This is a genomic window from Halomonas sp. SSL-5, from assembly GCF_030708455.1.
Lineage (GTDB): Bacteria > Pseudomonadota > Gammaproteobacteria > Pseudomonadales > Halomonadaceae > Halomonas.
Genome location: NZ_JAUYWF010000007.1, coordinates 182,651 through 208,691, shown reverse-complemented (window position 1 = coordinate 208,691; position 26,041 = coordinate 182,651). Strand labels below are relative to the sequence as shown.

The following is a 26,041-nucleotide window of genomic DNA, read 5'->3' as shown; positions in this document are numbered from 1 at the left end:
GAAAACCGGGGACAGACCCCGATTAATCCCAAGGATTCACCAGCGCTACCCCGGCCGCTTCAAAATCAGCGATATTGCGGGTCACCACGGTCATGCCGTGAACGATGGCAGTGGCGGCAATGATGGCGTCGCGCTCGGCGCGCGGATCGGGAACATGTAGCCGGGCACAGCAGAGCGCCACGCTGGTATCCACGGGCAAGGTACGCTCGGCAAACTCAGGCAACACATGTGAATCCAGCCAGGTGCGAAGCAAGGCGCCTTGCGTGGCATCCCTGCGCTCCACTCGCAATACGCCGATTTCCAGCTCCATGATCGTCAGGGCGGAGACGTAGAAGTAGGCCGCATCCTGCCCGGATATCCAAGCCACCACCTGCTCATCCGCCCTGCCACTGCCCGCCTTGCGCAGTTCCGAGATGACGTTCGTGTCGAGCAGGTACATCAGGACAGGTCCGAAGGACGGCTTTCGATCTTCACCCGCGGCGGGTCGAACGGGATATCCGCCAGCCCAGGCATGGCAAGCGCCTCGACCAGGCTACGTTTCTTTCCGATCAACCGCCGGTAGTCCTCGATGCTCAATAACACATGAGCCGGCGTGCCACGGTCAGTAATGAACACCGGCCCATGCCGTGCCGCCTTCTTGGCACGGCCGATATCCTGGTTGAGCTCACGGCTGGAAAGCGTGGTGATCGTCATGACGTTTCTCCTGGCTCATCGCCCGCTACACAATGTAGGTACATTACTACATAGCTGCAAGAAAAACCGGGGACGGACCCAGATTAGCGAATCACCTACAGCTACCGTCGACTCTCACTGACGGCCATCGTCCCCTGCATGGTCGACGCTGACAGCAACCGCCGCCGTCACGAGCAACGCCATGACCCGCCGCGCCCGTCTGCTGCTTCCCGGCACCCCGCTGCATCTGATCCAGCGGGGCCACAACCGCAGCGTCTGCTTCGCCGACCCCGAAGACTGCCTGGCCTACCTGCAGCTGCTCGAGGAGGCCAGCCACGACAACGGCATCGCCATCCACGCCTACGTGCTGATGACCAACCACGTCCATCTGCTGGCCACGCCACGGGGCGACCCGCAAGCCATCAGCGCCATGATGAAACGCCTCGGCCAGGTCTATGCACAACGCTTCAACCGCCGCTACCGGCGAACCGGCGCGCTCTTCGAGGGGCGTTTCCGCTCATGCCTGGTGGGAGAATTCCGCTACCTGCTGACCTGCCATGCCTATATCGAGCTCAACCCGGTGCGGGCCGGCATGGTGGCCCATCCGGCCGACTACCGCTGGTCGAGCTACGCCGCCAACGCCCAGGGCAGCCCCGACCCCATCGTCACGCCACATGCCACTATCCGTGAACTTGGCGCCTCCCCCGCCGCGCGGCGACAGGCCTACCGCGAGCTGTTTCGTGGCCGGCTGGCGGAAGACCGGATCGACGAGATCCGGCGGATCACCCACAGCGGCCTGGTGCTCGGCACAACGCACTTCCAACAGCAGGTCGCCGAGCTGCTGGGACGCCGCACCGTACCGGGAACGCCCGGCCGCAAGTCCAAGAAATCGGGGTCTGTCCCCGATTAGCCCATCAGGCTCTCATACGGGATATTGAGCCCATCATGCAGGCGTTTGATCATGCGCAGGCTGAGCGTTCGCTTGTGGCTCAACACCTCGGATACCCGACCACTCGAGCCAATGAAGGGTTCAAGGTCTCGTTGGCTGAGTCCCTGCTGCTCCATGCGAAACTTGATGGCCTCGACAGGATCGGACGGCCCGATGGGAAAATGCTCATTCTCGTATTTCTCGATCAGGATAGAGAGCACTTCCAGCTCATCGGCCTCCCGGGTACCGTCCTCGGCAGCCCACAGCTCTTCCATGCGAGCAAAAGCCCGTGCGAGGTCTACATCAGTGTGGATCGGCTGGATATACATCATATGGTCTCCGCATCAACCCGATCATACTGGGCATGGGTGCCCACGAAACGGACCCACGCTATCTGCTGGGTGTACCGAATCGCCACGATGACCCGATACTTGTTACCCCCTATATTGAAGACGACTCGCCCCCCTTTGAGGATACTGGCCGTACGGATATCGGCCTTTAGCTCCTGAGGGGTCGCCCAAGCCGCCTTCGACATCATGTTGTACCACTCGGTAAGGGGCGTTTCGGCATCGTCAAAGCCCTGCTCCCAGAATTCTCTCAGCGTTCGCTTCGCGATGACTCTCACCGGCACCTCCCATTTCGGGAGAAAACATACGCCCTCCCATTCTGGGAGTCAAGCCCCGCGATGACGAAATCGGGGTCTGTCCCCGAAATAAAACAGGCCGCCGATCATGGATCGGCGGCCTGTTGAACGCTTACTTCTCTGTCAGCCCGCGGTGCGGGCCGGAGGCTTACGCCTGGGCAGACTTGGCCCTGGAGGCGGCGGCCCGGCTGCTGGTGCTCTTGGCAGCCGTTTCGGTGGCGGCCTCGGCGGTCTCAGCGACGCTTTCGGTTGCGCTCTCTGTTGCGGTCTTGGCGGCCTGCTGGGCGCTTTCCTGCACCTGCTTGACGCTGCTCTCGGTCAGCTTCTGGCTCTCCTGCACGAACTCCTGCTGCAGGGCCACGACCTTCTCGGCATCGCCCTTCAGGCGCTCGGTCAGCTCCTTGGCGACCTGCTGCTGGCCTTCGAGGTAGCTCTTGAGGCCCTCGGCGTCTTTCACTTCCACCAGGCTGCGCAGCTGCGCCAGGCTGGTGTCGGTGTAGGCCCTGGAGGCCTCGAGCTGGGCGTTGACCAGCTTCTCGGTCAGGTCGATGGACAGCGCGGCATAGGCGCGTGCCGGAGCGAAGAACAGCGACTCGAGCTGAGCGGTGTCGAATTGCTTGGAATCGAAGTTGAAGGCGTTGGTCATGGTGAACTCCCGGTTCTGGCTGATGGGAACGGGATCTCAGGATGAAGGCCCCGCTCTGCTGCAACGCAACAATAGCACCCATGTTTGTGCAGTGCAACATCGACTATCCGGCACAACCCACAGCGCCAATCAGGGTCTGTCCCCGATTGCGCTCGACGCCTGCACACGTGACACTAGCGGTTACAAACCGATACAGCCCCAGGAACCGTCATGTCAGCCACCGCCATGGATGCCGAGGCCTACGCCCACGCGCAAAACGCCACACACGACCAGGCCCCCAACCCGCGCCTGCGCAAGGCGTTTATCATCACCGCCTTCGTCACTTTTACCGTGCTGTTGCACGTCACCTTCCCCAACTTGGGCGGCACCGGGCTGCGCATGCCCCACAACGCCGCAGTGTGGATGGGCTTCGGAGTGATGATGGCCATCGCCATGTGGCCGGCGAGCCGAGGAGTGATCCGCTTCAGCGCCTTCCACAAAGGGCTGGGCCTGCTGCTGCTCGCGCTATGGTTGCCCTTCCTGTGGTCCTGGAACGAAGCCTCGTTGATCGCCCTGCCGCGCATGCTAACCGTCACCGCCGGCGCGATCCTGTTGCTCGGCATCGCGCAATTGCAGCTGACCCGCCGCGACTGGTGGTGGATCGGCATGGCAATCCTCTCCGGCGTGCTGCTGGAGACCGCCTTCGGCTATGTGCAGCACTTCGTGCTGCAGTCGGGCAACTGGCTGGGCTACCCCGTCGAGACCGGCCGCCCCTACGGCGTCTTCCAGCAGGTGAACGTGATGGCTAGCTTCCTGGCCACGGGGCTGGTGATCTCTGCCTGGCTGTTTGCCGAGGCCCGCAGCAATGTGCAACGCGGTATCACCCTTCTGGCGCCGCTCTTTATCCCCTTCCTGCTGCTTACCATCGCCTCGCGCAGCGGCTTCCTGGGCACGCTAATCGCCGTGCCGCTGGTGATGGGCTATCTGTGGCACCAGGATCGCGCACGCTTCAAACAATGGAGTGGTGCCCTGCTCGCCGGTATCGTGATCGCCACCGCGCTGTTCCTGCTGACAACGGAAGGTGGCGGTGCCGTAGCCCGCAAGCTGGAACAAGGCGGCGGCGAGCGCATCCCGGTCTATCTGCATAGCCTGAAGATGATAGTGGAGGAGCCACTGACCGGCTGGGGCTATGGGCGTTTCCAACATGACTTCCTGCATAGCTTCGCCGACTGGCGTGCGGCGCTTCCGCAGAACCAGCCCGAGATCGTCGACCCCATCATCACCCAGACCTATGCCCACCCCCATAACGAGCTGCTCTACTGGGGTATAGAGGGTGGACTGTTGCCACTATTGGGTCTGGTTGGTTTCGGTAGCTGGGTGTTTTGGAGGTTAATCACAAACGGGCCAGCTGGAGAAAGGCTACTGCTGGCTGCGCTGTTGCTGCCACTAGTTATTCACAGCATGCTGGAGCTACCCTTCTACCATAGCCAGGGGCATTGGCTGGTGCTTTTGGTGTTGATGGGAATGGTAGCCAGGAAGTGCTGGCAGGAGAAGGAGAAGGAGAATCGCTCTAACTTCGGGGTTCGAACTGGTGGAGTGCTAATCCCAGCAGTGCTGATTGTGTTCATGTGCACGCATTTTCATACTCTATGGCAGACGAAGCGTTATGTGGAAACAAAAGGGGAGGAGTATCAGGCACTAACGAATGTGATCAACCCTTTTGGGGTTGGTCGAACGCTGGAGTTTCTGGTGATGTCGCAGCAGCTTGGTGTCGCTGCTGAGCTTGAAATGGTTGGCATGGTGAATGACTATCTGGCTTGGGCCGAAGACTTCAGCAGGCTCAAGCCCAGCCCAGTACTCTATGCCAATATGATTCGTGCCGAAACTAGATTTAAAATTGATGATTCACGATCTTTAACTATTATCAAGAAATCTCATCACCTATTCCCTTATTCCCGCGAGATCCATCTAGCTATGGAAAAAGGATATCAAGATAAATCCAATTCAGCTGCTAGCCCTAGTATGTAAAAAAACCGGCGATCAGCATTGCTGCCGACCGCTGGTGTTGTACATTAAGCTGTGTGGGGGCGGGGGGGAGGAGAGAATTGAGCTCCTCCTCCGATTGCCTGTAAAATATTACTGACAAGAACTGGGCAGATATTTTCCTTCAATTACATCTCCACCAGTACTGCCAGCATTTGCTTCACAAGGCCAACCAGTAATGTTTCCCCCGGAAGCCTCTGCAGACAATCTAAAGGCAGCATTTTGCACGCCTTCAGCAACCGGAGCACCACTTTGCATTAACACTTCGATAAACCCTTCGTCATCAGCTGTACTTTCAAAAGTAACAGTACTAACATATCGACCGGCATCGGCTGCCAAATTATAACCAGCTGCAGCGGCTGAAGCAGAGGTTGGAAATGCCCCCGTGGAAGTATAGATTTCTGACATTGTCGCTTTAAGACCGGAAGCCAAACTCAGGCCTTCAGAAACTTGAGACCTAGCAACATAGTCTTGATATCTCGGAATCGCAATTGCTGCCAAAATACCCACAATCGCCACCACGATCATCAACTCAATCAGGGTAAAACCACCCTGACTGCGCTTGGTTTTCATCATCTCATGCTTTTTCATCGTCTTGCCCCTTTGCTCCTGTCCGTCCGGCCCGAGAGCCATTCGGGTTGTGGTGGGCGGCGCGCCGCCCGGTTCACAGCTGCGGCACCAGTCTCTCTAGATCCAGCACCTAAGGTTACATTAAGTTACGAACCGTGCTCTTGCAAGGTGCAAGGTAGCCTTTGGAGGCAAATTCTTCATGCCTTGGGTCAACGTTTTGCTGGCAGAAGCAGATAGGCAGGGGGCCAGTGTGTTGAATTCGCGTCGGATTGGCTGGCAATGCGGCTGGGCGCGGGGTGGGGTTGGGGGCTAGAATGGGGCATATCGTGAGGCCGGTATGGCATTTGCCATACGCGGGCCGCCGCCCCCAGCCCCCACAGCACGAGACGCCATGAACGACTACCGCTCCCCACCCGATGCTTCACTGCACACCGCCCAGCCCGATACCAGCGGGCTGCGTGGCCTGGCGCGGCGGCTGGTGGCGGATGGTCGGCTCTCACATGCCGCAGCGGTTCGCGCTGAGGAGGAGGCGCGGGAGAGCGAGGTCTCGCTGCTGGAGCATGTGATCGATACCGGGCTGGTTTCGGCCCGCCAGGCCACTCTCACCGCCGCGTGGGAGTATGGCCTGCCGATCATGGACCTGGATGCCATCCGCGCGGAGACGCTGCCCAAGGCGGAGCGCTTCCCCGAGAAGATCCTGCGCAAGCTGAAGGTGCTGCCGCTGATCCAGCACGGCCACCGGCTTACCGTGGCGGTGCCCTTCCCCTCCACGCTCGCCCAGCTAGATGAGCTGCAGTTCGCTACCGGCCTCACGCCGGAGGGGATTCTGGCCCCGGTGGACCAGCTGGTGCCGGTGCTGGAAGGGTATCTGGCCAACAGCGAGAAGAGCATGCTCGAATCGCTCAAGGGTGTGGACGACGCCATCGGCGAGCTCGGGTACGCCGAGGATGACGGCAGCGGCGAGGTGGATATCCACGCCGACGCACAGTCAGCCCGCGAAGATGCGCCGATCATCAAGTTCGTCAACAAGATCCTGCTCGACGCCATCAACCGCGGCGCCTCGGATATCCACTTCGAGCCTTACGAGACAAGCTACCGGGTACGATTCCGCATCGACGGCATGCTCCACGACGTGGCCCACCCGCCGTTTGCCATGCGCACCCGCATCGCCGCGCGCCTCAAGGTGATGTCGCGGCTGGATATCTCCGAGCGCCGCCTGCCCCAGGACGGCGCCATCAAGCTGCGGCTCTCCAAGTCACGCTCCATCGACTTCCGCGTCAACTCGCTGCCCACGGTGTACGGCGAGAAGGTGGTGCTGCGTATTCTCGACCCCACCTCGGCGCAGATCGGCATCGAGCAGCTCGGCTTCACCCCCGAGCAGAAGGCGATGTACGAGACGGTGCTTGACCAGCCCCAGGGCATGATCCTGGTCACCGGCCCCACCGGCAGCGGCAAGACGGTGACGCTCTACACCGGGATCAATATCCTGAACGAGGTGGAGCGTAACATCTGCACCGCCGAGGACCCGGTGGAGATCAAGGTGCCAGGGGTCAACCAGGTCAACGTGCTGCCCAAGATCGGGCTCGACTTCGCCAGCGCCCTGCGCGCCTTCCTGCGTCAGGACCCGGATGTGGTGATGGTGGGCGAGATCCGTGACCTGGAGACCGCCGAGATCGCCGTCAAGGCCTCCCAGACCGGCCACCTGGTGCTCTCCACCGTGCACACCAACTCGGCGGCGGAAACGCTCACGCGTCTCGCCAACATGGGCCTGGCGCCATTCAATATCGCCAGCTCCGTAAGCCTGATCATCGCCCAGCGCCTGGCGCGGCGGCTGTGCAAGCACTGCAAGCAACCCGCCGACATCCCCCACGAGGTATTGGAGCAACAGGGCTTCACCCCCGAGGAGATCGCCGGGGCCACCATCTTTGAGCCGGTAGGCTGCAAGCACTGCACCAAGGGGTTCAAGGGCCGCGTGGGTATCTACGAGGTGGTACCGATCAGCAACGCCATGAGCCAGCTGATCATGCGCAACGGCAACTCCATGGATTTCGACACCCAGGCCCGCGAGGAGGGTCACCCCGACCTGCGCCGCAGCGCCCTGCTCAAGGCGATGCAGGGCGTGACCAGCCTGGCGGAAGTGTTCAGGGTGACGAAGGACTGATCTGGAAGGGTCAAGGGGTCAAGGGGCAAGGGGTTTCCTTGATTCCTTGCTCCTGGGTCCTTTCTACTTTCTACTCAGTCACAGCCAAATATCAACGCATGCCACAGCGTGCGACGCAGGGGAAGGGATCACCTATGGCCACAGCACGCAAACTCAGGGCTCACCAGAAGACCAAGCTCTACCGCTGGAACTGGACCGGCAAGGGCCCCGGCGGGCGCAAGGTGGGTGGCGAGCTGATCGCCGCCCAGAAGCAGGAGGTTGAGCGGATCCTCGGCGGCCAGAACATCATCGTCAAGAACGTGCGCCGCAAGGGCGGCATCGGCGGCGGCATGGGCAAGATCAAGCCCCGCGACATCATGCTGTTCGCCCGTCAGATGGCCACCATGATCCGTGCCGGGGTGCCCATCCTGCAGGCCTTCCAAGTGGTGGCGGAGAGCATGAAGAAGCCTGCCATGAGTGCCCTGGTGCAGGAGTTGATGAACGACGTGGGCGCCGGCGCCAGCTTCTCCGAGGCGATGCAGCGCCACCCTCAGCACTTCGACAAGCTGTTCTGCAACCTGGTGGCGGCCGGTGAGCAATCCGGCTCACTGGACCGAATGCTCGAGCGCGTGGCTACCTACAAGGAAAAAGTGGAGTCGCTCAAGGCCCGGGTGAAGAAGGCGCTGTGGTACCCCGCCGCGGTTATCGTGGTGGGTATCGGCGTCACCGCACTACTGCTGATCAAGGTGGTGCCGCAGTTCGAGAGCCTATTCCAGGGATTTGGCGCCGAGTTGCCTGCCATGACCCGGATGACCATCTCGATGTCCGAATTCGCCCAGAAGTACTGGTGGTGGGGCGTGGTTGGCATCGCCGCGCTGATCTTCTTTATCCGCACCGGGGTGAAGAAATCCGAGCGCTTCGCCTACCGCATGCACGCCTGGTCGCTGAAGATCCCGGTGATCGGCCAGATCCTCGACAAGTCCGCCGTGGCACGCTATTCACGCACCCTCGCCACCACCTTCGGCGCCGGTGTACCGCTGGTGGAAGCCCTGGACACCGCCGCCGGCGCCACCGGCAACAAGGTCTACGAACGTGCCGTGGGCCAGATCCGCGAGGACGTCGCCACCGGCCAGCAGCTCGCCTTCGCCATGCGCATGACCGAGCAGTTCCCGCCGCTGGCGGTCCAGATGGTCGGCATCGGCGAGGAAGCCGGCTCGCTGGACGCCATGCTCAACCGCGTCGCCGACTATTACGAGGAGGAGGTCGACAACATGGTCGACACCCTCACCTCGCTGCTCGAACCCTTTATCATCGTGGTGCTCGGCGTGCTGGTCGGCGGCCTGGTCATCTCCATGTACCTGCCTATCTTCGAACTCGGCTCGGTCATCTGACAAGCGGCCACCAAATAGTAGGAGGGAGGCTCCGCCTCGCGACTGGCGCCGTCAGGCGCCCTGACGATGCCACCGAACCTCCTTTTGGGGTCAGACCCCGGCGGTGGGATCACCGCTAGAATCGTGCACCCTGACAACGCCAGACGCCCTGGCCGGGGTCTGACCCCAAAAGGGCAACAGGCTCCATGCTCCTTGATACCTTGACTCCTTGAGGCCCTGTTTTGCTCGACCTCCCCCCTACTCTCCTCTATCCCCTGACAGCCTTCGTCGGCCTCTGCCTCGGCAGCTTCCTCAACGTGGTAATCGCCCGACTGCCGGTAATGCTGATGCGCGGCTGGCGGGCCGAGGCGCGTGAAGCGCTGGAGCTGCCCGAGGAGCACAACGAACCCTTCAACCTGCTCACCCCGCGCTCCATGTGTCCCAGCTGTGAGCACCCCATCGCCTGGCACGACAACATCCCGCTGCTCGGTTGGCTGAAGCGCCGAGGGCGCTGTGCCAGCTGTGAGTCCCGCATCAGTCCCCAGTATCCGCTGGTGGAACTCGCCGGCGGCGCCCTGGCACTCGCCGTGGTAGCGCTGTTCGGCGCCACCTGGCAGGGGCTGTTCGTGCTTGTCGCCTGCCTTGCGCTGCTGGCCATGGCGGTGATCGACCTGCGCACCCAGCTGCTGCCGGACTCCCTCACCTTGCCGCTGCTGTGGGCCGGCCTGCTCTACCAACTGCTGTTCCAACCGCTAATGTTGCCCAGTGCCGTGATCGGCGCCATGGCGGGCTACCTGGTGCTATGGAGCTTCTACTGGGCCTTCAAGCTGATAACCGGGAAGGAAGGCATGGGCTATGGCGACTTCAAGCTGCTCGCCGCCCTGGGCGCCTGGATGGGCTGGCAGTACCTGCCGCTGCTGCTGATTCTCTCCGCCGGCGTCGGTGCGGTGCTCGGCATCCTCATCCAACTCGCCGTACCCAAGCTGCGCGGCGCCCCTATGCCCTTCGGGCCCTATCTGGCAGTGGCCGGTTGGATCACCCTGCTGGGTGGCGAGCCGCTGATGGCGGCGTATGGGCAGTTTTTTCTGATGTAAAACAACGAAGCCGCCGCCTCGATCTCTCGAGACGGCGGCTTCTGATCATCATGAAAGCCAGCAGCTCAATGCCTCGCCGCGATCACCTCCACCACGGTGTTGCATGACTTTCCACACCCATTGGGCAACAGATCCACCATATCCCCGCTATGCGCGAAGCCGCTCACACCACGCTTCAGGACCGCACAGGCGCGCACACTGTCCAGCCCCTGCTCGGCCTCGCGCAGCTCCTCGAGCAGTGCCACCAGCTCCCGATGCGGCAGCACCTCCTCATGGGCGCGCAGGATCTTGGGGTGCTGAGTGCCGACCACGCTGTCGCCGATCAGCAGCTCCTCATACAACTTCTCGCCGGGACGCAGGCCGCTGAACACCACCTCGATGTCGCCATCGGGGTTCTCCTCGTCCTTCACCTCCAGGCCGGTGAGCTGAATCATGCGCCGGGCCAGGTCGACGATCTTCACCGAATCGCCCATGTCGAGCACGAACACATCGCCGCCCTCGGCCATGGAGCCGGCCTGGATGACCAGCAGCGCCGCCTCGGGAATGGTCATGAAGAAGCGGGTGATCTCTGGATGGGTAACCGTCAGAGGCCCGCCCTGCTCCAGCTGGCGCCGAAACAGCGGCACCACCGAGCCGCTGGAGCCCAGCACGTTACCGAAGCGCACCATGCTGAAGATGGTGCGGTGGCCCTCCTTCAGCGCATAGCGGCTAGCCAGGTCCTGCAGCACCAGCTCGGCCATGCGCTTGGTGGCGCCCATCACGTTGGTGGGGCGCACCGCCTTGTCGGTGGAGATCAGCACGCAGCGCTCCACGCCAAGCCGGGCGGCGCTCTCCGCCACCACACGGGTGCCGTGCACGTTGTTGCGCACGCCCTCCAGCACGTTGTTCTCGACGATGGGCACGTGCTTGTAGGCGGCGGCGTGGTAGAGGGTCTGCACGCCATAGTGGCGGATGGCCGCTTCCACCCGGTTGCGATCGCACACATTTCCGAGCAGCGCGACGAGGGGGAAACTCGCGCCCATCTCGATACGCATGGCCTCGAGCTCACGCTCGATGGCGTAGAGGCAGTACTCGCTGACCTCGAACAGGATCAGCGCGCTGGGCTCACCACGCATCGCCTGGCGGCACATCTCGCTGCCGATGGAGCCACCGGCACCGGTCACCATCACTACCTTGCCACGCACGCTGGCATCGATCAGCTCGGGGCGTGGCGGCACCGGATCGCGACCCAGCAGGTCCTCAAGTTCCACCTCTTGCAGCTGATCCACACTGGCCAGCCCGGCGACGATCTCGGGCATGGAGGGCACCGTCTGCACGTGCACCGGCAGGTCGGCCAGCTGGTCCAACGCTTGCTTGCGCTGGGCCTTGGTGGCGGCGGGCATGGCCAACAGCACGCGCTTGATGCCCAGCTCCGCGGCCACCGGCCTGAAGTCGGCCGGCTCATGCACCTTCACGCCCTTGATGGTGCTCTGCCACAGCGCCGGGTCGTCATCCAGGAAGGCGGCGACATAGAACTCGCGCCCGCTGGAGAGCGCCAGTGCAAGCTGCGCCCCCGCTCCGCCGGCGCCGTAGATCGCCACCGGCTCCTTCTCGGTGTAGTGCTTGACCAACCACTGATAGTAGCTGCGCACCAATAGCCGCGTGCCGCCCACGTACACCAGGGTGACCAGGGCGAAGTTCACCGGCACCGAACGCGGAAAACCTTCCCAGCCATAGAAGTATGCCGCCGCCCACATCAGCACCGCCATGAGCAGCGAACCCTTGATCACCGCCCACATCGCCTGGGGCCCCATGAAGCGCACCACCGCGCGATACAACCCCAGCCGAGCGAAGATGAACACCCCAACCGGCGGCAGGATCACGAACAACCACCAATAGGGCTGCAGGTATCGCTCAGGCCACCATTCGGCGAGCCGAAGCGCGTAGGCCGACCACAGCGCCAGCGGCAACGCCACGAGGTCCGCGGCCACCATGATCAGGCGCTTCTTGCCGCGACTGAGGGTGGCGATGGAGCGGTGCATTCTTCCTGATTGGGTCATGACAACGTCCTGTCGTTGAGCTGGCGCGATGGTAGCAAAACTACTGGGATGAGACCTTAATTGCGGCTCATTGGCGTTTCAGTGGGGGGCCCCATATACCGCACCACATATAGCGCAAACGTCACTCGCGTGAGTACCGGCTCGCCGGCGACGCCACTCAACCGGATCTCAGGGCTGAAGCCTGGGCTTCCAGCAGCAACGCCGTGGCGTCATCGTGGCACTTGAGCCTGGGAAAACGGTCCCCGTCGGCATCCTGCCATTCGAGCTTGCGCAACCGTCGCAGCAGGGCCTCGAGGGCCTCTTGGGCATCTCGGGAACCTAACAGGGCGTCCGGAGTACCGAGATCATAGGCCTGCCACGCGGCGGCGAAACCATCGCTGGCCAACAGCATGCGGCACACACCCTCCGCCTCGACTCGCTTGATGTCCGGCCTGATCTGCTCCTGGTGCGCCACGCTCAGCGCCGAGTAGCCCCCGGGAGTATTCATCAGCGTGCGGTGTGACACCAGCATGGGTCGGACCGCCGTCAAGGCATCCTCCAGCGAATGGCCTCGTTGGCGCAAATCCATGACGGCATCGATGGCCCGCCGATCCAGCGTCTGCAGAGGCGAGTCACCGAAGACCCGCTCTACGCCATGCTTAGTCGCCAGGTAGAGCTCGCAATCGCCCAGACGCAGCATGACCAGTTCATCACCTTCCCGGGCCGCCAAGACCATGGCGGCGGAAGGCAGCTGCTCCACGGGCAGGTTGTCGGGCACCCGGGCATGCCACGCCTCGGCCACTCGGGCCAGCGCTATCCTCAAGGCCTTCTCGACCCGGTGAGTCTCACACCAAACATGCCGCAGGTGGTCAGCGAGCCGCCCCACGAACCAGCTGGCATCGCTGGGCTGATCCGTCAGCCGCGAAGGCCCTAAGCCAGTGGCGCCATCCAGCACGAATGCCAGGTCGTCCCCGATATGGCACAGGTCTTCATTCTTCGGCGGGCTGCCCGCCTCACAGACCCTGGCCAGGCCATGCCAATGACTCATCTCGTCTCCGTTCGCTACGCTATCGTCGGGCGAGTACAATCTCCGCTTATCTCGCCGGCAAGGAGGCACCGCGTTGTCCGTCACTCATTACCTGAGCATCCTGTTTTCTCGGCAACGCTGGCGCCACGCCTTGCTGGCAGCCCTGCTACTGCATTTCGGGCTAGGCGCCTATGCCTTCACCCAGGACATCGCCCCGGGGCTCAACCTGTCCCTGCTGATCAATAGCGTGCAGTTTGCCTTGATCCAGGCCGCGTTGATGTTGCTCTACAGCAACACCAGCAAGCAGGAAGGCCAGCGCTACTCATTGGATACCCGTTTCTACCTCACGCATTACAAGGACGAGCGCCACCGATTTCTGGCACTGCAACGCCGCACGACCGGGGGAACACGCGCCCTGGCGGGCATTCCTGCCAGCGAGCTCTTGGTCCCAGGGCTGATGCGACTGACGTCACGCCGCGACCTGATGATCAGCCAGAGCGTGCTGGAGTGGGCACCGCAACGCCGCATGATGATCGACGAGGTGACGTTCGAGCTGATGGACGAGTGGTACGAGCTGCCATGGATCGTCGCGGAGCATGGCCTGGATACTATTCTCAAGCGCTTCAATGCCGTGGATCGTTACGATTATAACGGCTTGACCCTAGCCACCCACGACTGGCGGGCCACCTCCGACCGCTTTGCCTTGCGCTTCAAAAAGTCTTTCTATTACAACTACCTGGCGACCAACATGCTGCCGGAGATGCGTCTGCCCGGGGGCCTGACCTACCGCGATCTGCTGGAGCCCGGACCCGGCCTCAGCGACCTGGACACGGCCCTGCCGGAAAATCACCTGGGGCTCAGCTGCCTGATTCGTACCCGGGACGGCGCCCTGATCATCCCCCGCCGCAGCCAACACACCAATGTTTTCAAGGGGCAACTGTCGCCCAGCGTCTCGGGCGCCGCCAACCTATCGACCTGCCGTGCCCCCTCGGGTGGCTACTCGCCACTCGCCTGGCTGATCCAGGAGCTAATCGAAGAGCTCCCCTTCCTGGCTTACTCCGAAGAGGCATTTGCCGAGCCCTTGAGCCAGTGCTTGCAACGGGCCGAGTTCCTCGGGATGACCCGCGAGCTGCGCCGCTGCGGTAAACCGGAGATATTCTTCTACCTGCCCTTGGAGATCGATGCCGAGCGGGTCATGGGCCTGTGGAACGAACACCAGCAAGGGGACGGCAGCGCCAAGCAGCTGAGCGGTTTGCAGGGCATCGACCATAACGAGAATGCCGGTTTGCTGCTGATCGATGAGGCCGAACTATTCCAGCGCATCACACCCAAAGCGGTGCTGTCGAAACGCCGCTGGCCGAGCGCCAAACCGCTCGAACTGCATGTGACGCTGCCCCAAGGTGACAAGGCCGACATCCTCTCGGAATCGCTACTGGCCAACCTGATCCTCTATCGCCTCAAGTACCCGGCCGCCACGGCCTGACACCCGGGGACCGACTGAAGGCTACTGGGTATCAGTTGGTGGCCTCGGCCATCACTGTCTTGATCACCCGGCAGGTCTTGTCGATCTCGGCCTCGGTCAAGGTCGGGTGACACAGGAACATCAGGCTAGTCTCACCCAGTTCGCGAGCAACGGGCAGCGGCTGCTCGGGCCGCCAGCCGGTGCCATCAAACGCCTTCTCACGGTAGACCTCAGAGCAGGAGCCTGAGAAACAGGGCACACCGTGGGCGACGATCTCGCTCATGATGCGGTCGCGGTCCCACCCTTCGGCCAGCTGTTCCGGCTCGACGAACACATAGCACTTGTAGGCAGCGTGCTCGATATGGTCGGGAATCGCCGGCACCCGGAGACCCGGGCTGTCGCTGGCCACCCCCCAAATGCGCTTGGCATTGGCCTGGCGAGCGGCCTTCCATTCCGGCATGCGGGCGAGCTGGATACGACCTATGGCCGACTGCATCTCGGTCAGCCGCCAGTTGGTGCCGAAGCTTTCGTGCAGCCAGCGGAAGCCCGGCGGATGCTCACGCTCATAGACCGCCTCAAAGCTCTTGCCGTGATCCTTGTAGGCCCACATCTTGCGCCACAGGGCTTCGTCACTGGTAGTCACCATGCCGCCTTCACCACCGGTGGTCATGATCTTGTCCTGGCAGAACGACCAGCAGCCCACATGGCCTATGCCGCCCACGCTGCGGCCGCGGTAGCGGGCACCATGCGCCTGGGCACAATCCTCGATCACATACAGGCCATGCTGCTCGGCCTGCGCCATCAGCGCATCCATCTCGCAGGGCCAGCCGGCCAGGTGCACGGCGAGGATCGCCTTGGTGTTAGGCGTGATCTTCTCGGTCACGATCTCGGCTGTGATGTTCTGGGAGTCGCGGTCCACATCGGCGAATACCGGCACAGCGCCGGCGGTGACGATGCTGGATACCGACGCCAGGAAGGTGCGCGAGGTGACGATCACTTCGTCACGTCCCCTGCCCTCGCCCTCGCCGATGCCCAGCCCCTTCAGCGCCAGATCCAGCGCCGTAGTGCCGTTAGCCAAAGCGATGGCATGCTCCGTTTGCGCGAAGGCAGCGAATTCTCGTTCGAATTCGCGGCCTTCGTTGCCCGTCCAGTAATTCACCTTGTTGGAGAGCAGCACACGCTGCACCGCCTGGGCCTCTTCCTCGGTGAAGGAGGGCCAAGGGGAAAAGGGGCCATTAAGCATTGAAGGAACCTGAGACGATGAATTATGTGGAAGGTTTTACGAAAGGTTTAGCTGGGTTACCAACCACAACAGCACCCGGCGGAACATTCTTGGTAACAACTGCGCCCATGCCGACTACAGCGCCACGGCCAATGACAAGGGGTTCACCAGGAGCGCCTTGCTTCAACACTGCCCCTGTTCCGATATAAGCATGGTCTTCAATATGAACATTACCATTGCAGCAAACTCGAGGAGCAAAGGTGACAAAATCACCGATCACACAGTCATGAGCCACATAGCTATAGATGTTGGCATGAAATTGTTTGCCAATTCTAATATTGGAAGTTAGCGTCACGAAAGGACATAGCAAGACCCCTTCATCAAACTGAACACCATCCAATACTTCGACATTATCGGCTTGAACATCCCAGAAAGAAACACCGTCAGCCTTAAGTGTCTGAGCAACCCTTTGCCTTATTTCGCTATTAGCTATGGCAACTGTTACTTTTTTCGTTGAGTGAGACTGAAAAAGGAACTCTGGGTAACTTAAAACCTCATATCCATTAATTGGCCCGTTTAAATCGCCATCATCAATGAAAACAAGCTGCCCAGAAGGATCAGCCTTTTCCATTTGCTTTCGTGCGACGGGCAAAACCTCGCGGCCAAAACCACTAGCCCCATATACTGCATATAAAGTATCGGTCATGGTGAACTCCTTCCTTGTCCTTCATGGCTTGGATCGCGGGAGCCTTCAAAACGAGTCATGGTCGCTTCTCCTTCCGCCGATATGCCCTCGCGGACTACCACCTTCTTGACGGTCAGCCAGAGGATCTTCAGATCCAGCCACAGCGTCTGATTGTCCACGTACCAGACATCCAGCTTGAACTTTTCTTCCCAGCTCAGCGCATTGCGCCCGTTGACCTGCGCCCAGCCGGTCACCCCTGGGCGCACCTCATGGCGGCGATACTGCTCAGGGCTGTAGAGCGGCAGATACTCCATCAGCAGCGGCCGCGGCCCCACCAGACTCATGTCGCCCTTGAGCACGTTCCACAGCTCCGGTAACTCATCCAGGCTGGTGGAGCGCAAGAAGCGGCCAAAGGGCGTAATACGTTCAGTGTCCGGAAGAGGCTTGCCATTTTCATCAAAGGCATCACGCATGGTGCGAAACTTGATCATTTCAAAGGGCTTTCCATGCTGGCCGGGGCGGATCTGGCGGAAAAGCACGGGAGAGCCGAGTTTTCGGTGCACTAAAATTGCCACGACCAGAAGCACTGGAGACAACAGCAAAAGCGCAATAGAGGAAGCCGCAATATCGAATAAGCGTTTGATCATTTGGAAGAACCACGAGCAAATGTGGGTTGTGTGCATGCGGCATGGCTTCTGGCTGATGGGGCCATCCCCATGATGCTGCAAAGGCACTTGGTAAAGTAGTCGAAGCTCAAGCGCTCCCTCAGGACACACCGTCTGTCTCCGTCAATCGCCTGCTGATGGGTGGATGCCACACCTGCTTCCATCTGCCGGAAGTTATCGATGATGCTCTGCTTGGCCGGCTCGGCGGCCAGCCCTACCCCATGCTGCTCCACCCAGCGGGCCACGCTGGTGTCGCGGCCACAGATGGCGAGGATCTGACAGCCGGCCAGCACATAGGCGGAGGACTTGCTGGGAAAGGCGTAGCGGGTCACTTCGTCGTCGATGGGCAGGAGCGCCCAGCGGTGGCGATTCACCAGGGCTGCGGCCTCGGGTGCGGGTATCAGCCCGCGATAGGTCACGGATTCATGCACGCTGGCCAGAGCCGCGATCTGGGGAGCATGCAGGCCGGCACCGGCAAAGGTAAAGCGCAGCCTACCACCCTGCTCCAGGTAGTCGCCGATTGCCTCCAGCAGCAGCGGGATACGCTGCAGCCTGCCGGCGTTGCCGCAGAACACCACGTCGCCGTCTCGGCGGTATCCCTCCCCTTCCTCTACCGGGAAGGCCGGGTTATCGAGCAGCTCGACCTCGGCCTGAGTGCCGGATCGCTCAACGATGCAGCGACGCATGTCCTCCGAGAGCGTGATCAGCCGTTCGGCATGGCGCATGGTCAGGCAGTCCATCCAGTTCAGCACCCGGCTCAGCAGCGGGTTCAGCCGTACCACGATGTTGGCGGCTTCTGGGTGGATATCCTGAAGATGATAGTAATAACGTGCACCGAACAGCTTGCAGTAGAGCATCACGATAAAGGGCACGACGACCGGTGGATTGGTCGAAACATAGACCTTGGCCGGTCGGCAGCGCACCAGGCTGATAAAGGTCCAGGCCATGAAATGCAGCGCATCCAGGCTGCGCTTGATCAGCCCCGTGGAGGAATCCGAGCGAGAGCGGCAATCCATGAGCCTGACGCCCTCGCCGCGCCCCGCCTCATCGAGCTGCCGGCGCAGCCGCCCATCCTGCGACTGGGTGATCACGGTAACGCGATGCTCGATGGCGCAGGCTTCGGCCAGCTGGAGCAGTGCCTCGCCGATCACCTGGCTTTGCGGCCAGAAGCCACGGTTAACGATCGCCAGCTCCGTCTTCTTCTTGCGCATTACCAGTCGTACCTGTTGAAGTCATCCATGTTCCGCCAGCGGTTAGCCAGCTTGGCGGTGCCGGTGATCAGCCGCACCACCCGCTCGGAGGTGTTACGCACCTGGTAGGCCTCGGGCACTTCCCGCTCGGTACCGGAGAACACCTCCCGCGACGCCGTGGCGATGCGCACGCCATCCAGCAGCCCCTCCTTGCCGAGGCCGGTGAGAGCAATGGCACCGGTATCCAGCGCTTCCGGGCGCTCGATGGAGCGGCGCAGCGTCACCGCCGGGAAACCGAGAATGGAGGCCTCCTCGCTGATGGTGCCGCTGTCCGAGATGGCGCAGTAGCTGTGCATCTGCAGGTGGTTATAGTCCAGGAACCCGAACGGCTTCAGGAAGCGAATGCCCGCTTCCTGTTCGCCCTCTCCTGCCAGCTCCAGCTTCTCCAGACGGTTACGCGTGCGCGGGTGGGTCGAGACCACCACCGGATAGCCGTAGTGCTGGTGCAGGGCCTGCAGCGCCTCCACCACTTCGCGCAGATTGTCGCGGCTGTCGACGTTTTCCTCGCGGTGGACGCTGACGATGAAGTACTTGCCGGCCTCGAGGCCCAGGGTCTCCAGGATGGTGCACGCCTGGATCTGAGGCAGCATGTGCTCCAGCACCTCGCGCATGGGCGAGCCGGTAAGGTAGATGAAGCGATGCGAGAGCCCTTCGCTGATCAGGTGGCGCCGGGCGTGCTCGGTGTAGACCAGGTTGAAGTCGGCCAGGTGGTCGACCAGCTTGCGGTTGATCTCCTCCGGCACGTTGGCGTCGAAGCTGCGGTTCCCCGCCTCCATATGGTAGGTGGGGATCTTCATGCGCTTGGCCATCAGCGTGGCGATGGCGCTGTTGGTATCGCCCAGCACCAGCACGGCGTCGGGCTTCTCCTCCAGCAGCACCTGCTCCGTCTTGATCAGGATCTCGCCCAGGCTGCGCCCAAGGGATGAGGTATCCACGTTGAGGAAGTGGTCCGGCCGGCGTACGCCCAGCTCCTCGAAGAAGACGTCATTGAGTTCATAGTCGTAGTTCTGGCCGGTGTGGACGATCTTGTGATCAACCACCTGATCCAGCGCTGCCATCACCCGTGAGAGGCGAATGATCTCCGGGCGAGTGCCCAGAATGGTCATGACTTTCATCAACTGGCTCGCTCAGTCGGAGGCTTCAGGGTTCAGCACCGGCTCGAAATAGGTGTCCGGCTTCTCGGGGTCGAAGATCTCGTGGCTCCAGAACAGGGTCAGCAGCTCTTCGTCACCGGTGTTGGTGATGCTGTGGGTGTGCAGCGTCGGCATATCCACGTAGGCCGGCGCATCGCCGCTGACGTGAAACTCCTCGACGTGGTCATCCAGCAGGCGTCGGATGCGGATCACTGCCTGCCCCTTCACCACCAGGAAACGCTCGACCTTGTTGAAGTGGTAGTGGTTGCCGCGGGTGATGCCGGGCTTGGTGGTAGAGAGAAACGCCTGGCCGCCATTGCGGTTCTTGACCCCCTCGAACAGCGCACCGCGCTCGTCGCTATGGAGGGTCAGCGCCTTGGGGTAGTAGCGGGGATAGAGGAACGAGCGCAGGGTATTGAACAGTTGCAGGTCGAAGGAATCGCGCAGATCGGGGATCACGTCCGAGGTGTAGCTGCGATGCATCTCGACCAGCTTGCCGGCGGCGCTGGCCACGCTCATGGTGCGCCCCTCCAGCCTCAGCTCGCCGCTCTGGCCCCGCTCGAAGGCTTCTACCATGGCCCGGGCGATACCCTGGGCATGCAGCAACTCCAGCTGGCCGGTGCCGTTGATGGCCAGCTCCTCACCCACGGCCAGCTGATGGCAGAAGGTGTGGAGCGCGGAGTTATAGTGGGGCTTGCCGCCCTCGCCGAATACATGGGGCAGCACCAACTCGGTATAACGCGCACCGCTTCCCTCGGCCCACTGCGAGAAAACGCGATGCGCCGCCTGCTTGCCACGGCCGTAGGGCACGTCCCGGTCGCGCTGGATGCTGTTGGCAAAGAAAAGGTGCGGGGTAGCCGAAGACTGTCGCAAGCCCTCGACCAGCCGCTCGGCCAGCTCGCGGTTGCCTTGCTCGACCCGCTCCTCGCTGTCGCGGTTGATGCCGGCACAGTGGATCACCCAGTCGGCCCCCTTCAGGGCGGCCGTAAGCGTTGCATCGCCCTGGAAGGCATGACGATCCAGCAGCACCAGCCCCTCACGATAGTAGGGCTGGGCACGTAGGTAGAGGTGAACATGCCGGCCGAGCAGTCCATTGGCTCCGGTGATAACGATCTTCATGGAATCTCCCTGAAGGGTTGGCGGGCAGAGTGGTGGGCTGAATCAGCTCTCGAGCGCGTCGCAAACTTCCGGCAGGGTCAGCAGCAGTTCCTTCAGCTCCTGTTTGTTGAGCTGGTAGGTATTGTGAGAATGGTAGTCCTCGACCGCCGCCTCCTCCACATCTCCCTCGGTGAAGTACTTGCCGTAGTTGAGGTCCCGGTCATCGAAGCTGACGCGGTAGTAGTCGCCCATGTCCTCGGAGCGACGTAGCTCCTCGCGGCTGGCCAGAGTCTCGTAGAGTTTCTCACCATGGCGCATGCCGATGACGCGCAGCTCGTTATCGGCGCCGAACATCTCCAGCAGAGTCTCGGCCAGCAGCTTGACGGTGCAGGCCGGCGCCTTCTTGATGAAGATGTCGCCCTGGCGAGCATTCTCGAAGGCGAAGTTGACCAGCTCGATGGCATCCGGCAGCGAGAGCATGAAGCGCGTCATGCTGGCCTCGGTGATGGTCAGCGGCTTGCCATCCTTGATCTGCTTGATGAAGAGCGGAATCACCGAGCCCCGGGAGCACATCACGTTTCCATAGCGCACGCAGGAAACGATGGTCTCCCCCTCTCCCAGCTGCCGACTCGCCGCCTGGGCCGTCTTCTCCATCAGCGCCTTGGTCATGCCCATGGCGTTGACCGGCATCACCGCCTTGTCGGTACTCAGGCAGACCACGCTCTTGACCCCCGCCTCCTCCGCCGAGTCGATCACGTTCTGGCTGCCCAGGATATTGGTCTTCACCGCCTCCAGCGGGAAGAATTCGCAGGACGGCACCTGCTTGAGTGCAGCGGCGTGGAAGACCAGATCGACACCGCGCATCACCTTGTCGACTGACTGACGGTCACGAACGTCACCGATATAGAATTTCAGCTCAGGTCGGCCATAGGCAATACGCATCTCCTCCTGCTTCGCCTCGTCACGACTGAGGATGCGTATCTCCTTGCAGCCGCGCTCAAGCAGGTAGTTGGCCATGGTCTTGCCGAAGGAACCGGTGCCGCCGGTGATTAATACTGTAGAGTTCATATAAACCTTAATTATTCACTTTTCTTCCAGGCCATCCAGCATTTCATGAAACACCTTGGCTTGATATTCAGGAGTATATTCAGAAAAAATCAATTCCCTGCAGGTTTTTTCAGTGACAAGCCCATCATCAATGTATTTCAAGCATCTTTTTACTGCAGCAACTAGCGAGTTTACGTCATCACGCGAAAATAATGCTCCAGTAATACCCTCACGCACTGACTCACTCTCAGGCATTTGGTGCATCATGTCATTATGGGTTACTACTGGTGTCCCAAAAATCAAACTCTGCATGGCAGTCAGGCCAACGTTACCTGGTGAAACACAGATATCACTTTGCATATAAAGTGCAGCCAAGATATCATGATCATAGCATGGACCATAGAACCTTACTTTATCAGAAATATTCAGTTTCAAGCTAAGGGACTCTAGGTTACTCCTGTAATCTCCACCTCCCACGAAGAGGGCACCTAAGCTCATTTCTCCAGAAGAATTGATTGACTTTACACAATCAAGAATCAGCTCGATCTTCTTTGACTCAACAATTCTACCAACAAAAATTATAAGACAGTCAACTCCAAGCTCTTCTTTTACGTTTACGCCCGAGAATGAGCTATTAGTTAACGCTCGCTGATAAGATGTTGCCTGATGCTCTACATCAAGAGAATTGTTAATTACATACAATAATTCCTCATCAAAACCTTCAGAAACCAACAACGCTTTTGAATGATACCCATATAGCAACATAGCATGAGGAATTCTGTAGAAAATCTTTCTTATGAAAAGCTTTAGCCTAGACTCTTTCCCATAAAGCCCATGAGACCAAAAAACGACCTTTTTCCCCCTGACTCTTGCTAAAAAAGCGGACAACCAAGTAGACAGCCTGTACGCATCACCCCAGAATACAAGGACATCGTACTTATTACTAGCCGCCAGTTTCAACAAACCTGTCTGCCAGAAGCATATACCCCTTACAAACATACTACTTACTGGCTGCCAACACACCCCCCCTTCAGCCAAATTATTCCCAACATACTGAAGCGGAGGAATATCTATCCCACTTTCATCTTGTTTTGCATCTGCATATATATGAAGGGAATATTTTTCGCCTCCAAGCTGTGTCAGCTTCTTAAAGACAGGATACCTATAGTGGGCAAACCTGTCTGGAATCAGTGCAACTTCCTTCATCGCCTAATCTGCCAATTGAGTAAAATGACTTCGACTTAATGTGGTCACAGCCGCTGCAACAAGCATCATCGAGAAAACTGAATTTTTTCCCATTTCAATCATTGGGCTACTTATCATTATCACAGGAGTCAAAATAAGCCATGAGAAAAAAAATACGATCAGCATCCTTTCTTCGCTTTCTTTTATACCCAATCCCTTAACAGAAAGGCAAGCCAAGTAAATGAAAAGGAAAAAATAAAAAAAAGTGCCTGCAACCCCGTATCTATAAAAAAAAGCAGCTAAAAAAGATTCTAGATATATCCCTCTACCCATACCAACCCCAAACATTAAATTATCAATAGACAATTGAAAGGCAAACACAACCTGTTCAATTCGGACACTCATTGAACCAAAGTCGAGCCCATGTTCTAAAATCAAATAGAGCTGATGCATAGAAAAATAATCTATATTATATACAACTGACTTAATCTGTTCATAGTAAAGTACGAAATTTAAAACTAAGAAGGAAAAGAAAGCCAATGCTAAAAGCCTTCCAACACTCCCAGCCTTAAAATAAACAATAAAAAAAGAACCAAGAACTGCAGCCAGATATGATGTTTTCCCCTGTGAGAAAAAGATCATGACTCCCGAAACAAGCACTCCCAAAAACCAAAACATCCTTAACGAGCTTCCAAAAACAAACCTCGCAAGCGAGTACATGAAAAGCATAAAGTAAAAAAACCCAGAAAAATATGTTGTTGCAAAAACAGTTAAAAAAGAAAACCCCTTAATCCTATCTGTATCAAAATAAATCACGTTTACTATACTTCTGAATACAGGAAATAAAAACTCGACCAATAACCACAATGAAAATAAAACTAACGCAGTTGAAAAAAAATAACCAAGAATTAATTCTGGTCTATTCTTTTCAAATAGGGCTCTAAACCCCAGATATGTAAAGCACATAAATAATGGCCTAAGCGAACTGGGAATACTGCCAAGTTCAGCTTCACCACGAATGAACTCCAGAATCAGAGAAACCAGCAAAAAAAGCTGGAGAAACAGAAAAAAAGTTGCAACTGTCGCATCTGATCTATTTAATCTGAATCTTTCAGGATGAACCAAAAAAAAAAGCACGAAAGCGGATAAAACAAGAATGTTAACATGAACCTCCCCCCACTGATCACCTGGAAGAGAGGGAAAAAACAATATTCCAAGCAAAAAAAGAACAGTAGGTGAGGATTTTTTATTGCTGTTTAAATGAGAAGCATGCTGGCTGTATAATGGCATTGCATAACCTTCGACAAAGAATGCTTTATATGCTTGGGTGGGGCGACAGTTGTCAAGGAATTCTTCGCCTCTCAGGACTGTTCTGGTCAAGTCGTAGCGGACACTTTTATTATTAACCCGGCAATAAAATAGCTATGATGCGGCGTATCGGATTGACGGGGCTTTGAAGTATTTCGCGACTCGCCTCGGGAGCTTCTGAAGCTTCCGCAGGTGAGACATCGCCTTTCTCTTCAGCTGGTCTCTGCTGCGCGCCGGAGTACCGCTATGCACGCCGGCTTTGAGGTCGCAGTTCAGATACTCATCGGGGTTCAACTCCGGCGAGTAGGGTGGAAGGTAGAACACTTCAATTGATCCTACCCAGCATTGGTGGACACCAATCTAAGCGATCATTCGGGCCTCAAAGGCCTCCGGGCTGATCATCCCGATGGCACTGTGCCGGCGCTGCCGTTTGTAGTCCAACTCAATGTACTCGAACACCTGCTGCCGCATGGCTTCCCGGGTCGCGAATCGCTCGCCGTGAATGGCTTCGACCTTGAGACTGTGAAAGAAGCTTTCAGCGCAGGCATTGTCGTAGCAGTTGCCCTTGGCGCTCATGCTGCACCGGAGATCGTGCCGGGTCAGCAACGACTGGTATAGGGACGAACAATACTGGCTACCACGGTCGCTATGCACGATGACACCCTTGGGCATCTTGCGGCTCCACAGCGCCATCTGCAGGGCGTCGCCAACCAGGTCAGCCATCATGCGCTCGCTCATCGCCCAGCCGATCACCTTGCGTGAATACAGGTCAATCAGCACCGCCAGGTAGAGCCAGCCCTCACCGGTCGCCAGGTAAGTGATGTCGCCGACCCATTTGCGGTTCGGTGCCATAGCGCTGAAGTCCTGCTCCAGCAGATTCGGTGCGACTGGCAGGCTATGCCGTGAGTTCGTCGTGGCCTTGAACTTGCGAACGGCTTTCGCCCGCAGGTTCTGCCGACGGAGGCTGGTAGCCACGGTATTGCGGCAGATGGCCACGCCGGCATCGTTCAGGCCATGGGGTAGCCTGGGGGCGCCTGAGCGCCCCTTGCCCTGCTCGAAGGCGTGAACCACGCGCTGATCGGAGAGCGCTTGCCGGCGGCGGCGAGGAGACGGTTCACCTCCCCGCTGTCGCCAGGCGTAGTAGCCGCTGCGGGCGACACCGAGAAACGCACACATCCGTTGAATGCTGAAGGCCTGACGATGCCGCTCAATGAAGGCGTACTTCACTTCACGCTTTTCGCGAAGTACACCGCGGTACGCTCAACTGATCATCGCAACACTGCCACCTTGTAGGGGATGACATGGCAAGACGAGGACGGCCAGGAGGACTCTCCGCAAGCCAGAAGCAGTTACTCTGGGAGCAGTGGCAAGCAGGACAATCCTTAAGTGAGATCAGTCGGTTACTTTGTCAGCATCCTGGGTCCGTGCATCGGGTGCTGTCCAACCATGGTGGTATCGCGCCGAAGTCTCGTTCACGATCCAGACGGCACTTGACCCTCACTGAGCGGGAGACGATCTCTCGTGGTATCGCCGCTGGTCTGTCCTTTCGGCGAATCGCCCAGCAGCTTGGGCGCTCTGTTTCCACGGTGAGCCGGGAAGTCGTTCGCCATGGAGGACGCGGCCAGATCCTCAGGCTGGTAAGTGATGCTCTCACCCACCAGTGTGGCGCAACAACGCCGGAGTAGGGTGGGGAGGACTCCATCCCATTGGTTACCCATGATCTACCTGATTAGCAGTCCAGTGGGCCGCCTGTTCGATCAGGCCAAATCCACATGGAGTGACGAAGAACCGGAAAACGGCAAAAATACTGCTTAACAATAGGGAGCCCATGGGGGGGATTGTGTCAGGTGAATACT

The 26,041-nt window shown here is 59.3% G+C and carries 24 protein-coding genes and 2 pseudogenes; 7 read left to right on the top strand and 19 right to left on the bottom strand.

Translation table 11 applies throughout. The annotated features are described in order from the left end of the window. Positions 1–22: 22 nt before the first annotated feature. Together RAN53_RS10295 and RAN53_RS10290 are read right to left on the bottom strand one after the other, a co-directional pair. Positions 23–439: a type II toxin-antitoxin system VapC family toxin gene (locus RAN53_RS10295; protein WP_305796725.1), complete on the bottom strand. Its 417-nt coding sequence runs from the start codon at positions 437–439 to the stop codon at positions 23–25. Next, positions 439–693, bottom strand: a complete 255-nt coding sequence (locus RAN53_RS10290) for a type II toxin-antitoxin system Phd/YefM family antitoxin (RefSeq protein ID WP_305796724.1) — start codon at positions 691–693, stop codon at positions 439–441. The genes RAN53_RS10295 and RAN53_RS10290 overlap by 1 nt, the downstream gene beginning before the upstream one ends. Before the next feature lie 181 nt (positions 694–874). On the opposite strand from RAN53_RS10290, the gene RAN53_RS10285 reads away from it, so the two are divergent. Next, on the top strand, positions 875–1,582 hold the full coding sequence (locus RAN53_RS10285; protein ID WP_305796723.1) for a transposase: 708 nt from the start codon (positions 875–877) through the stop codon (positions 1,580–1,582). Here RAN53_RS10285 and RAN53_RS10280 read toward each other — a convergent pair. From RAN53_RS10280 to RAN53_RS10270, 3 genes are all read right to left on the bottom strand, one after another. After that, positions 1,579–1,929: a helix-turn-helix domain-containing protein gene (locus tag RAN53_RS10280; RefSeq protein WP_305796761.1), complete on the bottom strand. Its 351-nt coding sequence runs from the start codon at positions 1,927–1,929 to the stop codon at positions 1,579–1,581. The two genes, RAN53_RS10285 and RAN53_RS10280, sit on opposite strands and share 4 nt — an antisense overlap. Next, positions 1,929–2,225, bottom strand: coding sequence for a type II toxin-antitoxin system HigB family toxin (locus RAN53_RS10275; protein WP_305796722.1), 297 nt, complete (start codon positions 2,223–2,225; stop codon positions 1,929–1,931). Before RAN53_RS10275 ends, RAN53_RS10280 begins: the two co-directional genes overlap by 1 nt. 166 nt (positions 2,226–2,391) lie before the next feature. Then, positions 2,392–2,889, bottom strand: a complete 498-nt coding sequence (locus tag RAN53_RS10270; protein ID WP_321169821.1) for a phasin family protein — start codon at positions 2,887–2,889, stop codon at positions 2,392–2,394. A gap of 210 nt (positions 2,890–3,099) precedes the next feature. Here RAN53_RS10270 and RAN53_RS10265 point away from each other — a divergent pair, with 210 nt between their 5' ends. After that, entirely contained in the window at positions 3,100–4,896 is a 1,797-nt protein-coding gene (locus RAN53_RS10265) for a PglL family O-oligosaccharyltransferase (protein ID WP_305796721.1), read from the top strand. 108 nt (positions 4,897–5,004) lie between these two features. On the opposite strand, the gene RAN53_RS10260 is transcribed toward RAN53_RS10265, so the two are convergent. Beyond that, a complete protein-coding gene (locus tag RAN53_RS10260) occupies positions 5,005–5,502 on the bottom strand; it encodes a pilin (RefSeq protein WP_305796720.1) in 498 nt (165 codons plus the stop codon). 370 nt (positions 5,503–5,872) lie between these two features. On the opposite strand from RAN53_RS10260, the gene pilB reads away from it, so the two are divergent. The 3 genes from pilB (at position 5,873) to RAN53_RS10245 (ending at position 10,085) form a co-directional block, all read left to right on the top strand. Next, complete coding sequence (pilB, locus tag RAN53_RS10255; RefSeq protein ID WP_305796719.1) at positions 5,873–7,642, top strand: type IV-A pilus assembly ATPase PilB; 1,770 nt, start codon at positions 5,873–5,875, stop codon at positions 7,640–7,642. A gap of 134 nt (positions 7,643–7,776) precedes the next feature. Then, positions 7,777–9,012, top strand: a complete 1,236-nt coding sequence (locus RAN53_RS10250) for a type II secretion system F family protein (protein WP_305796718.1) — start codon at positions 7,777–7,779, stop codon at positions 9,010–9,012. A 221-nt stretch (positions 9,013–9,233) separates the two neighbouring features. Next, a complete protein-coding gene (locus tag RAN53_RS10245) occupies positions 9,234–10,085 on the top strand; it encodes a prepilin peptidase (protein WP_305796717.1) in 852 nt (283 codons plus the stop codon). A 65-nt stretch (positions 10,086–10,150) separates the two neighbouring features. On the opposite strand, the gene RAN53_RS10240 is transcribed toward RAN53_RS10245, so the two are convergent. Both RAN53_RS10240 and RAN53_RS10235 read right to left on the bottom strand, forming a co-directional pair. Beyond that, entirely contained in the window at positions 10,151–12,124 is a 1,974-nt protein-coding gene (locus tag RAN53_RS10240) for a polysaccharide biosynthesis protein (RefSeq protein ID WP_305796716.1), read from the bottom strand. 157 nt (positions 12,125–12,281) lie between these two features. Then, entirely contained in the window at positions 12,282–13,151 is an 870-nt protein-coding gene (locus RAN53_RS10235) for a protein phosphatase 2C domain-containing protein (protein WP_305796715.1), read from the bottom strand. A gap of 73 nt (positions 13,152–13,224) precedes the next feature. Here RAN53_RS10235 and RAN53_RS10230 point away from each other — a divergent pair, with 73 nt between their 5' ends. Next, on the top strand, positions 13,225–14,613 hold the full coding sequence (locus RAN53_RS10230; protein WP_305796714.1) for a hypothetical protein: 1,389 nt from the start codon (positions 13,225–13,227) through the stop codon (positions 14,611–14,613). Positions 14,614–14,644: 31 nt separating this feature from the next. Here the strand turns inward: RAN53_RS10230 and RAN53_RS10225 are convergent, their stop codons facing one another. The 11 genes and pseudogenes from RAN53_RS10225 to RAN53_RS10175 form a co-directional block, all read right to left on the bottom strand. Beyond that, on the bottom strand, positions 14,645–15,835 hold the full coding sequence (locus RAN53_RS10225; protein WP_305796713.1) for a DegT/DnrJ/EryC1/StrS family aminotransferase: 1,191 nt from the start codon (positions 15,833–15,835) through the stop codon (positions 14,645–14,647). A gap of 22 nt (positions 15,836–15,857) precedes the next feature. After that, positions 15,858–16,520: an acetyltransferase gene (locus tag RAN53_RS10220; RefSeq protein WP_305796712.1), complete on the bottom strand. Its 663-nt coding sequence runs from the start codon at positions 16,518–16,520 to the stop codon at positions 15,858–15,860. Beyond that, positions 16,517–17,146, bottom strand: a complete 630-nt coding sequence (locus RAN53_RS10215; RefSeq protein WP_305796711.1) for a sugar transferase — start codon at positions 17,144–17,146, stop codon at positions 16,517–16,519. Before RAN53_RS10215 ends, RAN53_RS10220 begins: the two co-directional genes overlap by 4 nt. Next, positions 17,143–18,375 (bottom strand): glycosyltransferase, encoded by a 1,233-nt coding sequence (locus RAN53_RS10210; protein WP_305796710.1) that lies wholly within the window; start codon positions 18,373–18,375, stop codon positions 17,143–17,145. The genes RAN53_RS10215 and RAN53_RS10210 overlap by 4 nt, the downstream gene beginning before the upstream one ends. Next, on the bottom strand, positions 18,375–19,529 hold the full coding sequence (wecB, locus tag RAN53_RS10205) for a non-hydrolyzing UDP-N-acetylglucosamine 2-epimerase (RefSeq protein WP_305796709.1): 1,155 nt from the start codon (positions 19,527–19,529) through the stop codon (positions 18,375–18,377). Before wecB ends, RAN53_RS10210 begins: the two co-directional genes overlap by 1 nt. A gap of 12 nt (positions 19,530–19,541) precedes the next feature. Continuing rightward, positions 19,542–20,666, bottom strand: coding sequence for an NAD-dependent epimerase/dehydratase family protein (locus RAN53_RS10200; RefSeq protein WP_305796708.1), 1,125 nt, complete (start codon positions 20,664–20,666; stop codon positions 19,542–19,544). A gap of 42 nt (positions 20,667–20,708) precedes the next feature. Next, on the bottom strand, positions 20,709–21,713 hold the full coding sequence (locus RAN53_RS10195; protein ID WP_305796707.1) for an SDR family NAD(P)-dependent oxidoreductase: 1,005 nt from the start codon (positions 21,711–21,713) through the stop codon (positions 20,709–20,711). 15 nt (positions 21,714–21,728) lie between these two features. Further along, complete coding sequence (locus RAN53_RS10190; RefSeq protein ID WP_305796706.1) at positions 21,729–22,898, bottom strand: glycosyltransferase family 4 protein; 1,170 nt, start codon at positions 22,896–22,898, stop codon at positions 21,729–21,731. A gap of 3 nt (positions 22,899–22,901) precedes the next feature. Further along, positions 22,902–24,257 (bottom strand): hypothetical protein, encoded by a 1,356-nt coding sequence (locus RAN53_RS10185; protein WP_305796705.1) that lies wholly within the window; start codon positions 24,255–24,257, stop codon positions 22,902–22,904. A 42-nt stretch (positions 24,258–24,299) separates the two neighbouring features. Next, a complete protein-coding gene (locus tag RAN53_RS10180) occupies positions 24,300–24,509 on the bottom strand; it encodes a transposase (protein ID WP_305796704.1) in 210 nt (69 codons plus the stop codon). Between the two features lie 36 nt (positions 24,510–24,545). Then, positions 24,546–25,439, bottom strand: a pseudogene (locus tag RAN53_RS10175) (IS3 family transposase); the annotation flags it as partial. A gap of 200 nt (positions 25,440–25,639) precedes the next feature. On the opposite strand from RAN53_RS10175, the pseudogene RAN53_RS16365 reads away from it, so the two are divergent. After that, a pseudogene (locus RAN53_RS16365) lies at positions 25,640–25,804 on the top strand (helix-turn-helix domain-containing protein); the annotation flags it as partial. Positions 25,805–26,041 lie beyond the last annotated feature (237 nt).